The organism is Anaerosolibacter carboniphilus (genome assembly GCF_014205875.1).
Taxonomy (GTDB): Bacteria; Bacillota; Clostridia; order Peptostreptococcales; family Thermotaleaceae; genus Anaerosolibacter; species Anaerosolibacter carboniphilus.
This window is the reverse complement of the sequence record NZ_JACHEN010000004.1, coordinates 111,540-126,652: the sequence shown is the minus strand read 5'-3', so window position 1 is coordinate 126,652 and position 15,113 is coordinate 111,540. Positions and strand designations below refer to the sequence as shown.

16 protein-coding genes are annotated in these 15,113 nt (G+C 36.8%); 15 read left to right on the top strand and 1 reads right to left on the bottom strand.

Translation table 11 applies throughout. The features are described 5' to 3' along the window. The first annotated feature begins 10 nt into the window (after positions 1-10). From minD to mgsA, 4 genes are all read left to right on the top strand, one after another. Positions 11-808: a septum site-determining protein MinD gene (minD, locus tag HNQ80_RS04805; protein WP_184308696.1), complete on the top strand. Its 798-nt coding sequence runs from the start codon at positions 11-13 to the stop codon at positions 806-808. Positions 809-828: 20 nt separating this feature from the next. Then, a complete protein-coding gene (minE, locus tag HNQ80_RS04800) occupies positions 829-1,107 on the top strand; it encodes a cell division topological specificity factor MinE (protein ID WP_207726859.1) in 279 nt (92 codons plus the stop codon). Between the two features lie 134 nt (positions 1,108-1,241). Then, on the top strand, positions 1,242-2,348 hold the full coding sequence (gene rodA, locus HNQ80_RS04795; protein WP_184308694.1) for a rod shape-determining protein RodA: 1,107 nt from the start codon (positions 1,242-1,244) through the stop codon (positions 2,346-2,348). Between the two features lie 15 nt (positions 2,349-2,363). Continuing rightward, positions 2,364-2,765: a methylglyoxal synthase gene (gene mgsA, locus HNQ80_RS04790; protein WP_184308692.1), complete on the top strand. Its 402-nt coding sequence runs from the start codon at positions 2,364-2,366 to the stop codon at positions 2,763-2,765. Between the two features lie 35 nt (positions 2,766-2,800). Here mgsA and HNQ80_RS04785 read toward each other — a convergent pair whose 3' ends face one another. Next, positions 2,801-4,597, bottom strand: a complete 1,797-nt coding sequence (locus HNQ80_RS04785) for an NAD(P)/FAD-dependent oxidoreductase (RefSeq protein WP_207726858.1) — start codon at positions 4,595-4,597, stop codon at positions 2,801-2,803. A 299-nt stretch (positions 4,598-4,896) separates the two neighbouring features. Between HNQ80_RS04785 and HNQ80_RS26400 the strand changes: the two genes are divergently transcribed. The 11 genes from HNQ80_RS26400 (at position 4,897) to HNQ80_RS04730 (ending at position 15,100) form a co-directional block, all read left to right on the top strand. Then, entirely contained in the window at positions 4,897-5,370 is a 474-nt protein-coding gene (locus HNQ80_RS26400) for an FMN-binding protein (RefSeq protein WP_184308690.1), read from the top strand. Positions 5,371-5,458: 88 nt separating this feature from the next. After that, a complete protein-coding gene (locus HNQ80_RS04775; RefSeq protein ID WP_184308688.1) occupies positions 5,459-6,499 on the top strand; it encodes an FAD:protein FMN transferase in 1,041 nt (346 codons plus the stop codon). Positions 6,500-6,524: 25 nt separating this feature from the next. Further along, on the top strand, positions 6,525-7,493 hold the full coding sequence (locus tag HNQ80_RS04770; protein WP_184308686.1) for a polyprenyl synthetase family protein: 969 nt from the start codon (positions 6,525-6,527) through the stop codon (positions 7,491-7,493). A 644-nt stretch (positions 7,494-8,137) separates the two neighbouring features. After that, complete coding sequence (locus HNQ80_RS04765) at positions 8,138-8,800, top strand: ferredoxin-like protein (protein WP_184308684.1); 663 nt, start codon at positions 8,138-8,140, stop codon at positions 8,798-8,800. A 47-nt stretch (positions 8,801-8,847) separates the two neighbouring features. Next, entirely contained in the window at positions 8,848-10,950 is a 2,103-nt protein-coding gene (locus tag HNQ80_RS04760; RefSeq protein ID WP_184308682.1) for an aldehyde ferredoxin oxidoreductase, read from the top strand. 75 nt (positions 10,951-11,025) lie between these two features. Then, positions 11,026-11,574, top strand: coding sequence for a hypothetical protein (locus HNQ80_RS04755; protein WP_184308680.1), 549 nt, complete (start codon positions 11,026-11,028; stop codon positions 11,572-11,574). Between the two features lie 18 nt (positions 11,575-11,592). Next, positions 11,593-12,363, top strand: coding sequence for a formate dehydrogenase accessory sulfurtransferase FdhD (fdhD, locus tag HNQ80_RS04750; RefSeq protein WP_184308678.1), 771 nt, complete (start codon positions 11,593-11,595; stop codon positions 12,361-12,363). Between the two features lie 34 nt (positions 12,364-12,397). Then, complete coding sequence (locus HNQ80_RS04745; RefSeq protein WP_184308676.1) at positions 12,398-12,577, top strand: twin-arginine translocase TatA/TatE family subunit; 180 nt, start codon at positions 12,398-12,400, stop codon at positions 12,575-12,577. 14 nt (positions 12,578-12,591) lie between these two features. Next, entirely contained in the window at positions 12,592-13,338 is a 747-nt protein-coding gene (tatC, locus tag HNQ80_RS04740) for a twin-arginine translocase subunit TatC (RefSeq protein WP_184308674.1), read from the top strand. A 118-nt stretch (positions 13,339-13,456) separates the two neighbouring features. After that, the gene (locus HNQ80_RS04735; RefSeq protein ID WP_184308672.1) at positions 13,457-14,203 is read left to right on the top strand and encodes a M23 family metallopeptidase; all 747 of its coding nucleotides are present in this window, start codon (positions 13,457-13,459) and stop codon (positions 14,201-14,203) included. A gap of 18 nt (positions 14,204-14,221) precedes the next feature. Next, positions 14,222-15,100 (top strand): M50 family metallopeptidase, encoded by an 879-nt coding sequence (locus HNQ80_RS04730; RefSeq protein WP_184308670.1) that lies wholly within the window; start codon positions 14,222-14,224, stop codon positions 15,098-15,100. Positions 15,101-15,113: the final 13 nt, after the last annotated feature.

The window sequence follows — 15,113 nt, the reverse complement described above, 5'->3', positions numbered from 1 at the left end:
GGGAGTAATAATGGGTGAAGTAATTGTAGTGACTTCTGGAAAAGGTGGCGTTGGAAAAACAACGACTACTGCGAATATAGGGACTGGTTTGGCACTTTCTGGTAAAAAGGTAGTTGTTGTGGATGCCGATATTGGACTTAGAAATCTGGATGTAGTCATGGGACTTGAAAATCGGATTGTATATGACATTGTGGATGTGGTAGAAGGAGTCTGTCGATTAAGACAAGCCTTGATCAAGGATAAAAGATATGAAAATTTATTCCTTCTTCCAGCTGCTCAGACAAAAGATAAAAATGCAATCAATCCTCAACAGATGCAAGACCTGTGTAATGAGCTAAAGGAAACGTTTGATTTTGTAATTGTGGATTGCCCTGCAGGTATCGAACAAGGATTTAAAAATGCCATTGCTGGGGCTGATCGTGCCATTGTTGTTACAACGCCTGAAATTTCTGCTGTTCGAGATGCAGATAGAATCATTGGTCTATTAGAAGCTGCTGAATTAAGAAATCCACAATTGATCATCAATAGAATTCGTGTAGAGATGGTCAAAAGAGGCGATATGATGAACATAGAAGATATGATTGATATTTTAGCAATCGATCTTTTGGGCATTGTGCCTGATGATGAGTTCATTGTTATTTCCACGAATAAAGGAGAGCCTGCTGTGACAGATGATAAGTCTCTGGCAGGACGTGCTTATAAAAATATTACCAAAAGAATTATGGGAGAAGACGTGCCTTTCTTGCAATTAGAAGGTGAGGATAGTTTCATGACGAAACTAAGAAAGCTATTTGGAATCGGTAAATAATTCTGAAAGGGGGATAAGTAATGATGGATCTATTTAAGTTATTTAGCAGAGAAGACGCCTCCAGTAAGAACGTAGCAAAAGAAAGATTGAAGTTGGTACTTGTTCATGACAGGACAAATTGTTCTTCAAACTTTCTTGAGATGCTTAAAGGTGATTTGTTAAGCGTAATTTCTGATTATGTAGAAATCGATGAGGATGGATTAGATATACGAATCACGAAAACGAAAAAAAATACTGATGATTCAATGGTGCCAGCCTTAATTGCGAATATTCCAATAAAAAAAATGAAATCTAGATAGAGAAAAAGCGAGAAACCAGTAAACTGGTTTTTCGTTTTTTCTTTGTATTATTATAGATGGAAATTATGTTTTGTTGAGACATCCTATTTAATTATGATATAATTTCATATAGAACAATTAGAAGAGGTGCTTTAATGATTGATAAAAAACTATTAAAAAACATTGACTTTACCCTGATCATAACGATCATTGCTATATTTTGTATTGGATTGATTATGATCAGTAGTGCGACCCATGTTACACAAGATGGATTAACACGGCAGGTAAAAGTGCAGGCAGTTGCTTTTGCGTTAGGATTTATAGCTATCCTAGTTGTTTTGCTGATAGATTATAATGTTTATGCTGGTTTTGATAAGGGTATTTACGCTATTTCTATTTTATTGCTGCTTGCAGTTTATATTCCTGGGGTAGGTAAGACTTTAGGCGGCGCTCGAAGCTGGATAGACCTTGGTCCTATTGATTTTCAGCCTGTTGAAATTGTGAAAATCGGATTTATATTGTCATTCGCTAAATATCTAGAATCAAGGCAAAATCAACTCAACACAATAAAAGATCTAGTACCAATCGCAATTTATGGGGGAATTCCCATACTATTGCTTCTAAAACAGCCTGACCTTGGAAGTGCCTTGGTTTTTATTATCATTATTCTTGGAATGACATTCGCCTCTGGATTGAGTTACAAAGTTCTCGGATTAGGTTTCTTAACAGGCGTTGTATCATTACCAATCGCCTATAAACTGATGGCGCCCCACCAGAGAGTCAGAATAGATGCCTTTTTAAATCCTTCTGATATGAGTTTACCAGGGAATTATCATGTAATGCAGTCCAAAATTGCCATTGGTTCAGGACAGGCAATAGGCAAGGGTTTGTATCAAGGTACTCAAAATAATTTTGATTTTCTTCCAGTACAAGAAACAGATTTTATATTTGCAGTGCTAGGTGAAGAATTTGGGTTTTTAGGTGGTGTTATCGTTGTATTATTATATTTTATTTTCCTATATAGAATGATGAAAATTGCAAGTGCGTCAAAAGATGTGTACGGTTCATTGGTAGTTGTTGGTATTACGTCGATGTTTGCCTTTCAAATATTTGAGAATATCGGGATGACTATGGGTGTTATGCCAGTTACAGGGCTTACTTTACCATTTATTAGTTATGGAGGCAGCTCATTGCTTACGAGTATGCTTGCTTTAGGTATAGTTTTGAATGTTGGAATGAGAAGACAAAAGATTAAATTTTAGTGAGGAGGTTTTACAGTGAACGTAGCCCTAATAGCCCATGATAGAAAAAAAGATACAATTATTAACTTTGCAATTGCATACAAGCATATTCTTGAACATCATCACATTACTGCAACGGGCACGACTGGTAGACTTATTCAAGAGGCTACTGGTTTACCGATTCATAGAGTTCAGTCTGGTCCTTTAGGGGGTGACCAGCAAATTGGTGCAGAAATAGCTCAGAATAATATGGATTTGGTTATTTTTCTAAGAGATCCTTTAACAGCTCAACCTCATGAACCTGACATATTAGCACTTTTAAGGTTATGTGATGTATATAAGATTCCAGTTGCAACGAATATTGCCACTGCGGAAATATTGATTCGTGCCATGGAAAAGGGAGAATTTCATTGGCGCGAGATTGTTAAAGAGAGATAAAAAAATGGAGGAATTATTCCTCCATTTTTTATTTACTATAGATTTATTTTTATACTCTTATTTCTAACAAAATGTCTCCAGTTCTTCATGAACCATGGCATTAAATAGTGATCTACGCCAAAGGCACGACCAGCACCACCTAAGCAAGCGATGGAAGTTACAATATACCAATAATCGTATAGACCTGTAGAAAGTAGGAAGTTTATATTCATTCCAATCGAAACAATTGCAGCAATAAAAGTGAAAGTACCTGTTAAGAATGCAATACCAAGGCCCAACTCTGTTAAAACAATTATCTTCTGGAAGAGCATGGCGTTTGGAACAATAATTGTTTCACACATCCATGCATACCAGGCAGGCGTATTCTGTCCAATAAGGTTCATACCTTGAACAACGACTTCTGCAGCGCCTTCAGCGGCAGCAGTTGAAGCTGAAGCCGTAGCATCTGCAGCAGCTGCTACCTTTTGAGCATAGATGGATACTTTGGAAAACCATCCATCATTATATTTGTGGATTCCTTGCATTAACCACATATAACCTAAATACATACGCATAATGACCATCCAGAAAGTAAATGTTTCAGTGGTTAAATGCTTTTTAATGATATTGTCATCTTTGCGCTTATGCACAAATTGATGTTTTAGATATCGAATAACTTGCTCAAAACCTGCAACTTCAAACTGATAGTGAATATTTACCATATGCTTGATAGCCATAGCCATCAAACCAGAAGTTTTCATACCCATGGTCTCTGCAACAGCATATTTACGACCAATGGATACCATCGTACCATGAAGCTTAGGTTTACATTTTTCAAGTGGCTTATTATGAATAAGGTTGGCAATATTTTTACCGGCGCCCTTACCAGTCTGCATAGCTGATTCTACAAGCAAAGGTAATGGTTTTCCATCTTCTTCAACAAAGAAGGAATTGTCACCAACTAAGAATACATTAGGATAAGCAGTAGATTGAGTATATTCATTCACCTCAACTCTTCCTCTTCCCCTTTGAGCTGCTGGAAGTCCAACTTTTTCAACAAAGCTGGCTACTTTTACGCCTCCAGTCCAAATTAAGGTATTTGTAGGAACTACAGTTCCGTCCTTTATATCTAAACGGTTAGGTGTAACCTTTGTAATAGGTGAGTTTGCTAATACTTCAACACCATTTGATTTGAGGTAGTTCATAGCCTTATCGATTAGATTTTGTGGGTAAACGGCCAATATTTTATCCATTGCTTCTACGACAACAAGTCGTACTTCATTTTTTGCAATATTATATTCTTTGCATAGGACATCTCGCCATTGAATAAGCTCGCCAACCATTTCAATACCCGTAAATCCGCCGCCGCCAACAACAAGGGTTAAATATTCCTTGCGTCTCTCAGCATTTTGTTCTTTAGAAGCCAATTGGAACATCGTACGGATATGTTTATTAATCTTTTTGGCATCTTCTAAAGACCAAAGAGTGAAAGCGTTTTCTTCCATTCCTTCAATTCCAAAGAAAGCAGGCTCGCTGCCACAGCCAACTACAAGATAATCATAGGCATAAGTATTCTTTTCAGAAGTTAAGGTCTGTCCTTCAAAATCAATGGATGTAATCTCATCCTGAATGATGTTTACCTTTGTGTACTTAAATATATCATTGAGATATATTTTTACACTCTCTTCGTCAACTCTGTTGCCTGCGACCTCATGAAGCTCAGTCAATAAAGTGTGTCGATCATTTTTGTCAATAATTGAAATTGAAACATCATCATTTTTCAATTTCTTGTGCAGTGTAAGTGCTGCGTCTACACCTGCGTATCCAGCACCAAGTACTACAACACGTTTCATAATGAACCCCCCTTTAAATAATAATTCTTGAATCTTAAACTTGGTTAAATATTATTTTAACATTGCTGCTAAAGGTATTATACCAAAAATGACAACAGTTGTATAATAAAAAAATTAAAAGTGAGAAAAAGAATGAAGGTAATTTCACTAGATCGTGCATGTAAAGGATAAGAAATGGGTAATGATAGTGAGTTTTGTTCATAAATTATTCGAATGAAAAAATTGACAATCATTAAATTTAATTATAAAATAATATCTGAAAGCGATTTCAAAACTATTTAATTGAAGGGGGCAATATCGTGAAAAAAGTTTTATCAGTTGTTTTAGTTACAGTTCTAGTGTTAGCTTTAGGCGTTGGATGCGCAAAGCCTGCACAACCAGCACAGCAGCCTGAACCGGCACCAGCTCCAGCTGAACAGCCAGCAGCGCCAGCGGAAGATACTGTTAAAGATGGTACTTTTACAGCATCTGATGCAGATTTTGATGATCGTGGCTGGAAAGCAGAAATCAGTATTACATATACAGATGGCAAGATTTCAGAAGTTGTATTTGACGAAGTAAATAAAGATGGTGCGAAGAAGAGAGATGATGCAGGTTACAATGAGCCATTCAAAGCAAAGTCTGGCGTAACTGTAGGAGAAGTATCTGATGCATTGGCAAAAGCATTGGTTGAAAAGCAAGATCCAAATGCGGTAGATACTGTTGCAGGTGCTACAGGAACTTCTACGAAGTTTAAAGAATTAGCTGTTAAAGCAATCGAATCTGCAAAATAGAAACTGGTAAGTCCCAATACATATGTATTGGGACTTATAATTATGAACATAATTATTTAATATTCAAATGCTTAGATGGAGGATTGAGATGAAAAACAAGACCCTTAAGTATTTCATCCTAATGGTTACGATACTTCTTACCACTTTCCAAGTAGGATGTAAATCAGAGGAGAAAATGGTAAGTGATTCTACCTATATGCTGGGGACATATTTGCAGTTAAGTGTTTGGACCAGTAATGAAGCAAAAGGAATGGATATCATTAAAACTGCCTTTGAAAGAATAAAAGAAATTGAAGATAAGATGAGCGCTAATATAGATGAAAGTGAGATCGGTCAGATTAACCAGAATGCTGGAAGGGACTATGTTGAAGTTAGTGAGGAAACCAGTGAGCTCATAAAGAAGGCTGTTCATTATGCGCAGGTGACCGATGGAGCTTTTGATCCTGCTATTGGAAAGCTAGTAAAGCTGTGGGGCATAGGAACTGAAAATGAACGGATACCTAGTGAAGATGAAATTCGAGATGCCTTAAGTTTTGTGGACTATAGAAAGATTGAATTTCAAGGTGAAAATAAGGTTAAGCTCAGTGAACCAGAGATGAGAATTGACCTTGGTGGAATTGCCAAGGGATATGCAGCTGATGAAGTAACAAAAATTATGAGAGAAAAAGGTATAAAACATGCTATAATAAATCTCGGAGGGAATGTGGTGACTCTCGGGAAAAAGACAGACGGATCATCTTGGAAAATAGGTATACAGGATCCATTTGAGCCTACAGGAACCCACATGGGCATAATTGAAGCTCATGATCAAACGGTAGTAACTTCTGGTAACTATGAAAGATATTTTATACAAGACGATAAGAGATATCATCATATTATTGATCCTAAGTCGGGTTATCCAGCTGAAAATGGCATTGTCAGCGCCTCCATCATTACAAATAGTTCAACAGACGCAGATGGACTATCCACTAGCGTTTATGTGCTGGGCCTTGATAAGGGGATGAAGCTTATAGAAAGCCTAGATGGCGTAGAATGTATTATCATTACAGAAGATAAAAAAGTATATCTCTCTTCAGGATTAACAGGAAGATTTCAGATAATAAATAATTCATTTCAAATTGTAAATTAAGCCGTAGGATGAAGAAGGTGATAAATTGAGTTATTGGAGCAAATATCCAGACATAGAAAAAGAAATGGAAAAGGTCGAGGAGCTTCTAGAACAATCTGTGAAGTCCAGAAGAAAAATTGCTGAAGATGCCTCCCTTGATTTGCTAAAGGCTGGTGGGAAGAGAATACGCCCTGCCTTAACCATCATTTCTGCTCAATATGGTAATTACGATAGTAATAAAATTGTGCCTATGGCAGCAGCTTTGGAGCTATTCCATATGGCAACTTTAATTCATGATGATATTATTGATAATGCAAAGTCTAGAAGGGGTATCGAAACTGCGCAATCAAAGTATGGCAAAGATATTGCTGTATATACAGGAGATTATTTATTTAGCAAAGCCTTCTTATTGGCTGCAAAGGTCAGCAATGGTGAAAAGATTATTCATCTATCTAAATTTATCAAGGCGATCTGTGAAGGGGAAATAGAACAATACGCATCTAAGTTTGATCATTCTACATCTATTAGTACGTATTTGAAAAGAATTAAATATAAAACTGCATTGCTTTTTGCCCTATGTTGTCAGATTGGGGCAGAGACAGCGGAATGTGATGTAAAAACCTCTAGAAATTTACGTAGATTTGGAATGTCTTTAGGAACTGCATTCCAATTAAAAGACGACTTACTAGATGTTACTTCTGAGGATGCTATCGTAGGAAAACCTACGGGAAATGATATCCTTGAAGGAATCTATACGCTGCCGCTTTTGTATACGATCAAACAAAGTGAGTATCATAAAGAAGTTCTAGCATTGTTAAACAAAAATAATTTTACTAAGAAAGATATTACAGAAATCATATACTTTATTCATAAGTCCAATGGTATTGATCGTACTAGGAAGATGGAAGAAAGATATTACCAAAAAGCTTTAGATAGTTTAGATGGACTAGCCTGCTATCCGAATACACAGATTCTAATCGATCTCGTCTCTTCGATGAGAGATAGAATAAAGTAAAAAAAGACAAAACATTTTTAGTGTTTTGTCTTTTTCATTTGAAAAGAACTATTTATTCTAGTAATTCTTAACAAGCATTTCTTGTGCATTGAATAAATGGTAAAATCGCACATAGGAAATACTGTCATAAATAATGAGTACCATTCATAGATTGTTATCATAAAAAGACATTCTTAATTGATAGGATTTGCTTGACAATTATTAAACATAATTATATTCTATATGTAAATAATATTATATTGTCGGAATATTTTTAATAAATAAAATAGTAAAATGATATTAGGTTGTATCGATATGCGTCAGATTTTGTTTTGCAGTACGTATGTTTTAATATTTAGTAATAGATATTTCGTCCTCAAAGAAAAGAATGAGGGTTGGATGTTTTATCTCTGAAACGGAGTGCTCTTTTATAAAAATTAAAATGATCGTCTTCCAATACTACTAACTATATATTTAATATAATCTTATAATGGATATGTCAAGGAAGTAGGTCTCAATATATAAATGTGTTGATGCCTGCTATTTTTATGCATATGAATAAGGGGCAGTATTCATATGATATTAAGCAGTGAGTTTTTATCATAGCTTGTTTGACATCTATCAAACGATGTTAAATATATTTTGTTTTAAGGGGGAGTGTATGAATGTCTCAAGATGAAAGGAAAGGGTTTCTTGAAAGGGAAACGACGAGACGTGAATTTTTGAAGCTAGCTGGCAAAGGTATGGCTGGGGCCGCCATATCTGTCTCTTTTTTGAGTATGCTAGGCTTCACGCATGAATCAGAGGCAGTGGCTGCATTTGCACTGTCGAAAGGTGTACTGATTGCAGATAGAAATCGGTGCACTGGTTGTCAGCGGTGCGAGATTAACTGTACGTCCTTAAATGACGGGAAAGTACAACCATTCATTTCAAGAGTGAAGGTAAGTAGAAACTATAACTTTGGCGTGGATGGTCCTAAGATCTCTTATTGGAAAGAAGATGGACAATACGGTAATCTACTGATGACTCCTGAAACATGTAAGCAATGTAAGGATCCAGCCTGTGGCAATGCATGTCCAAAGGGAGCTATTATTGCTGACCCAAAAACAGGCGCGAGAGTAGTGGTGAAAGAAGAGTGTATCGGTTGTGGTAGCTGTACAAAAGCATGCCCATGGCATCTGCCAACTGTTGATCCTGAAACAATGAAATCATCTAAGTGCGTACTGTGTGGCATGTGTGCGACAAATTGTCCAACAGGTGCTTTAAACATCATTCCTTGGGAAGATGTGAAAGTGGCAATGATTCGTCGTGGCTACATGCTGGGGTAAGTTCTGCAAATGTTGAGTATGAAAAATATAGTTTGGGGGGACAGTAAATGGCTAAAGTAGGTGGATGGGCAGGTAAGATTTTAAGAGTGAATCTCACAAGTGGAAAAATTTCAACGGAAGATACCTTGATATATAAAGATTTTATAGGTGGTATGGGTATAGGCTATAAGGTCATGTTTAACGAAGTATCAATAGGAACAAAACCTTTTGATGAAAAAAACAAAATTATATTTGGGGCAGGACCATTGACAGGTACAGGTGCTCCATGTAGTTCTAGAACAAATATTACATCTTTGCTTCCTAGTAATCCGTACCATGCAGTGTCTGATAGCCATATGGGGGGAAATTTCGCTGCCATGATGAAATACGCAGGATGGGATGCAATCATTGTTGAAGGTGCTTCTTCTAAACCGGTTTGGTTACGCATAGAAGATGATGAGGTATCCTTAGAGGATGCTTCCTTTGTATGGGGAAAAGGAATTTTCAAAACTACAGCTGAAATCGCAAGTGTTATTGGAAAAGAAGCTTCTATTGCTGCCATCGGTCAAGCTGGTGAAAATATGGTAAACCTTTCTGTTATCATGAACGGGACTTCCCATTCAGCCGGTGGGCATGGTGGGGTTATGGGATCCAAAAAATTAAAAGCTATTGCTATTAAAGGTACTGGTGCTGTCCATATTGCAGCCCACAAATATGATTTATTAACTTTAAATGAATATATGATGAAGGAAATTATTGGCGCTAACAATCAGCACGTAGTACCTAGGACACCACAGCCTTGGGCAGAATATCACAACAGTGGCAGTCGATGGCTTTCAAGAAAAGGTTTATTCTGGGGCGGTGCAGAGACACCGATTGAAACGGGTGAGAATCCTCCTGGAGACATGAAAAAAATAGGCTTCAGAACCATGAAAGCGGTAATGGACTTGGGACCTGTTGCCGAAAAATATACAGTTCGAATGGGTGGTTGTCAATCTTGTCCAATCAGATGCCATTCTCAGCTAAAAGTACCCCAGTTGGAGAAGTATGGTCTGTCACCTTATGTTGCCAATACCTGTATGGGCTATAGCTCGCCAAATGGTGTTATGATTAAGGGCGTGACGGATCAGTTTGAAAAAGACGATAACACGATGATCGGTAAGGTTGTGGGCGCTCAAGTGGCTGATGATTACGGTGTATGGTGTAATTATGGCATGATTGGAAAAGATTTTAAATACGCCTATGATCATGAAATCTTAAAGAAAGTATTGCCTGAGGAAGAATATAAGAGCATACCATGGGATAAGCTTGAAGCTGGAGACCCAGCCTTCTTAATTGATTTCTATAGGCGAATTGCTTTCAAAGAAGGTGAATTTAGCCATCTCGGTGATGGTACATATTGGATTGCACAACGTTGGCATTTTGAAGATGATTTCTGGAATGGCAATGCCTATGGTGTATGGTCACCACTAGGATTCCCAAAACACCACAGCAATGAAGCAGGAGGTCAGGTAGGTGCCATCATATCATGTATGTTCAATCGGGATGCCCAATGCCACTCTCATATGAACTTTATTGGATCTGGGCTGCCGATTGCTATACAAAAAGAAATTGCAGCAGAAGTTTGGGGATCTCCAGATGCTATTGATGCACCTGCGAACTATACACCAATGAATAAATACAAAGCAAAGTTTGCAAAATGGAGCATTATTAGAAATTGCCTTCATGACTCACTAACGCTATGCAACTGGATGTGGCCTATGACCGTATCACCAGTGCAATCAAGAAACTATAGAGGAGATACTGCATTAGAAGCGAAATACCTCAGTATTGTTACTGGACAAGAAATTAGTGAGGAAGAACTGGACTTAGCTGGTGAAAGAATCTTTACCCTTCATAGGGCCCTTACTGTAAAGCAAATGGGAACAGTAGATATGAGAAATAAACATGACTTGATGTGTGATTGGATATTTGACGTGGATCCTGATAAGAAGCCGTTTACACCGGGAACCATTAAAATGGATAGAGATGATATGCAGCTTGCACTAACCATGTTCTATAAGGAAATGGGCTGGGACGAGAAAACTGGAGCACCTACAAAGGAAACGTTAATTCGATTAGATCTACACGATGTAGCAAATCAGCTTGAACGATTAAAGCTTCTACCTTAATAATTATGATGTGGAATAAGGGGATATTTTCCCCTTATCCAAATATTTATGGAAACTGTAGGGGGGGAAGCTAACGTGGAAGATGACAGAAAAGATGAGCTGGTGGTCACAGCGGATTTTATCAGAAGAGTAACAAAGGAAGCAAGACTTGTGAAATTGGAAGAGTTGTATGAAGAACCTACATCCCTGTCGCAAGAACGATTAAATGATATGCTAGAACAAATAACGATTAACCCAGATTTTGCTGATATCAAAAGCATCAGGGGTTCAGAGCGCTTATACTTTTACTCTTCCAAAGACATGACAGAAAACTATGCCAAGATATTGGTTCGTATTGAAGACAAAGACTTACTAAAAATGGTGGCGGAAACGGTCCGACATGAATCAAAGATATATCCTCGCCCCACCGATGGAAGGCTTTTCTCAACGCCGCCCTTTAGCTTTGGAGAGAATGAATTGAGCAGTGTAATGAGCCAGTTAAAGGATCAGGAAATCTACCAAGATATTCAAGAGGCTAGGGCATCCAATGGAGCGGTTTACTTATATTCTGAGAGGTTTATGACCAAGGATCATGCAATGGCATTAACAGAATGGATTGAGGTGCTTCAGCATGAGACACCATGAAATTGGGGGTTAATACAAATGTCTGACGAACAAATCGAGAGAAAATCCAACATCTGTGAGGAAGCTCCAGTAGATTTAATATTAAATGGTCAAAAGCTGATAACTTTTATGTGTACCCCAATGAATCTCAATGAATTAGCCGTTGGACATCTTTATAGTAGAAGACTTATTAGAAAAGTCGAAGATATTCTAACCTTGGCTGCATGTGAAGACATGAAGAAAATTTATGTTATGACTTCGAATAAAATAAATGAAGATGTGTACTCGGTGGCCAGTGTGCTGACAAGCAGCTGTGGCAGCGGAGCCATATTTACAGAGAAAATTTTAAACGATGCCAAAAATGATTCAATATACTCGATTGCCGTGGAAAAATTGAAAGAACGTTCTATCGAGATGCTTAGAAAAGCGGAATTGTATAAAAAAATGGGTGGTATGCATTGTGCGTGCTTAAGTGACGGGAATGAAATAACAATTTTAAGAGAAGATATTGGCAGACACAACGCTGTAGATAAGATTATTGGAAGGGGCCTATTTCAAGGAATAGATTTCTATAAAACGATTATATTTACAACGGGTCGTATTTCTTTGGATATGGTATTAAAAGCTGCTGCTGCTGGATTCCCGATTATTGTGTCCAGAAGTATTCCAAGCAACCTAGCCTTAGATTTAGCGGAAAAGTTAGGGATTACCATTGTTGGTAGGGTCGTATCAAGTCAGCCAATTATCTATACCCATAGCCAGCGAGTAATCTGTAAAGAGGAAGATAGATTAATGAATGAATGCATGTAGTAAAAAAGATTCGCATTATAAGGAGGTGTAAATCATGTTTGGAAGAATTGGTGCCATGGAGTTAATCCTAATCTTAGCGATTGCTTTGGTGATATTTGGGCCTTCTAAGCTACCAGAAATCGGAAGATCTTTAGGAAAAGCAATCGGTGAATTTAAGGATCATGCCAATAAAATTACAAAGGATATAGAGGTAACGGATGAGACTAAAAAATAGGGGATGAATCAGACGTGAACGAGAATAAATTTACTTTGATTGAGCATTTGGCTGAGTTAAGGAAACGTCTCTTTATTATATTAGCCGTAGCCATTGGGACGAGTAGTATTTGTTTCTTTTATGTGGATCGGGTGGTACAAGATATACTAAAACCGGCGAAACAGCTGGATTTTGTATATTTATCGCCGCCTGAGCTATTCTTGGCCTATGTGAAAATATCCTTGATAGCAGGGATTATTATTTCATCTCCCATTAGCTTTTATCAAATTTGGTTATTTATTAAACCAGGTTTAGAGAAAACAGAAAAGAGATTTATACTGGCATCTCTATTCACTGGCGCTTTCTTTTTTATTGCAGGGACTACCTTTGCATATAAGATAATTTTACCGATAACCATTGAATTTTTTGCAAAGCTTAAAATTGAAGATATCGAACCCATGATTTCATTTGGAAGTTATATAGGCTTCATTAGCTCTATTCTGCTTTCTTTCGGACTGGTATTCGAAATGCCAATGCTGATCGCTTTGCTTACGAGGTTTAAGCTGATTTCTGCACCAACCTTAAGAAGAAATAGAAAAGTAGTGATTTTATTAGTATTTATAGTGGCAGCAATACTAACACCACCAGATGTTGTGTCCCAAATATTGCTTGCTGGGCCAATGGTGCTACTATTTGAGCTAAGTATACTGATTTCATCCTTTCTTGGGAAAGAGAATAGACAAGAGAATACATTAAAAAGAATTTCCTCCAGTAGTAATTAGTACTGGAGTTTTTTTTGAATAGAGTTTTATAGTGTTTGTACATGAAATAGACTCCTGTTGTAATAAATCGAAGGAATAAAAAATATATTATACTAATTACAACATAAGGAGGGTATTTATGAATAAGTCTTTTGGAAGAATGAAATATGATAGACCGAGGATGAGTAGTTATCCGAAAAGAATAAGCCCACAACTAAGCACCATGGGAAAAGGAGAGAATTTTTATAGAAGAACCCTAAAAAAGATAGCTATTTGCATAGGCATCGTGCTGCTAGCCATATTAATGAAAAGTATTAACTTGCCCTTTACAAACAAAGCAGTTGATGTAGTAAAAACAACATTAAATAAAGAGCTTGATTTTAAAAAAGCAGGTAAACGAGTATTAGAATATGCACAAACGATTCCATCCCTTCCTCGCAAAGCTGCCAGTGTTTTCAATAATATGGGAAAAGAGAAAATTGATGGATATACTCTTCTTGCACCGATCCAAGGTACAATCGTTTCCAAACATGGTGAAAATATTGATCCTGTCTTAAATACGAAAACTTATCAGTTAGGAATCAAGGTTATGCCAAGGAACAGTCGAAGCATTATATCTGTCACAGATGGAGAAATTATTGAAGTTGGAGAAAGCGAAAGTTTTGGAAAATTTATTAAAATTCAGCATGGAGAAAATGTAAGCGCCTTATATGGGAATTGCGGAGAAATTTATGTAAATAAAGGAGAAAACGTTAGGAGTGGTCAGGAGATTGCAAAACTGAGCAATACAAGCGATGCAAACAATTTGCTGCAGTTTTTATTGTGGGTAAATGATCAAGAAGTGGACCCTGAGGAGTATATCAATTTTGACAAAACCAGTCTTTAAGATAGTAGGTGCCTATGAATGACATTTATTAAAATAGCTGGAGTAGAAATAAAAATAAACTACTTGTTATGCTTTTCATTCATTCTTTTTTTTATTTTTGGCTACATAGAGAATGCAATTCTTTCGTTTGTCATTGTCTTTCTTCACGAATTGGCTCATACGATCATGGCAAAAATATTAGGGTACCATATCCATGACATCGAGATATTCCCTTTTGGCGGCGTAGCTAGGATTGAAGAGTTGTTTAGCACCAGTCCAAGGGACGAGATTATTATAGCTGCTGTAGGACCTGTATCAAATCTTTGTATGGCATTTATTGGCTATCATATATATTACTGGTTATCGAATCAAAGTGAGTTAATGGTTTTTTTTGTTTATTCGAATATTGTTATTGGTGTATTTAATTTGATTCCTATCCTTCCTCTGGATGGAGGGCGAATGATAAGGGCCTATCTGGCTTGCTTTGTTGGATTTAAAAAAGCAACAAAAATAATTGTAAGATTGTCGAAGATTTGTTGTATTGCTATATTTATTTGGGGAATTTGTATGATAAGATATAATTATTTGAATATCTTTCTTTCTTTCATAGCTATTTTTTTATATATCGCTGCCCAAAGGGAATATAAAATGGCAGCTTTTATTTTTATAAAGGAAATAACACATAAAAAACAATCTCTTCTTTCAGAAGGCGTATTAAGGTCAAAACAATTAGTTGCGATGAAAGGCACTCCTGTAAATGAAATCATGGATCAATTTTTGCCTAACAAATACCATATCGTGATGGTTGTGGATGGGAAATGCAAGCTGATTGGATATTTAACAGAGACAGAGGTTTTAGAAGGCATGATCAGATATGGTATAAATGTTCCGCTAGAAAAGTTGTTAATAGATAGGTAAAATGATACAATAG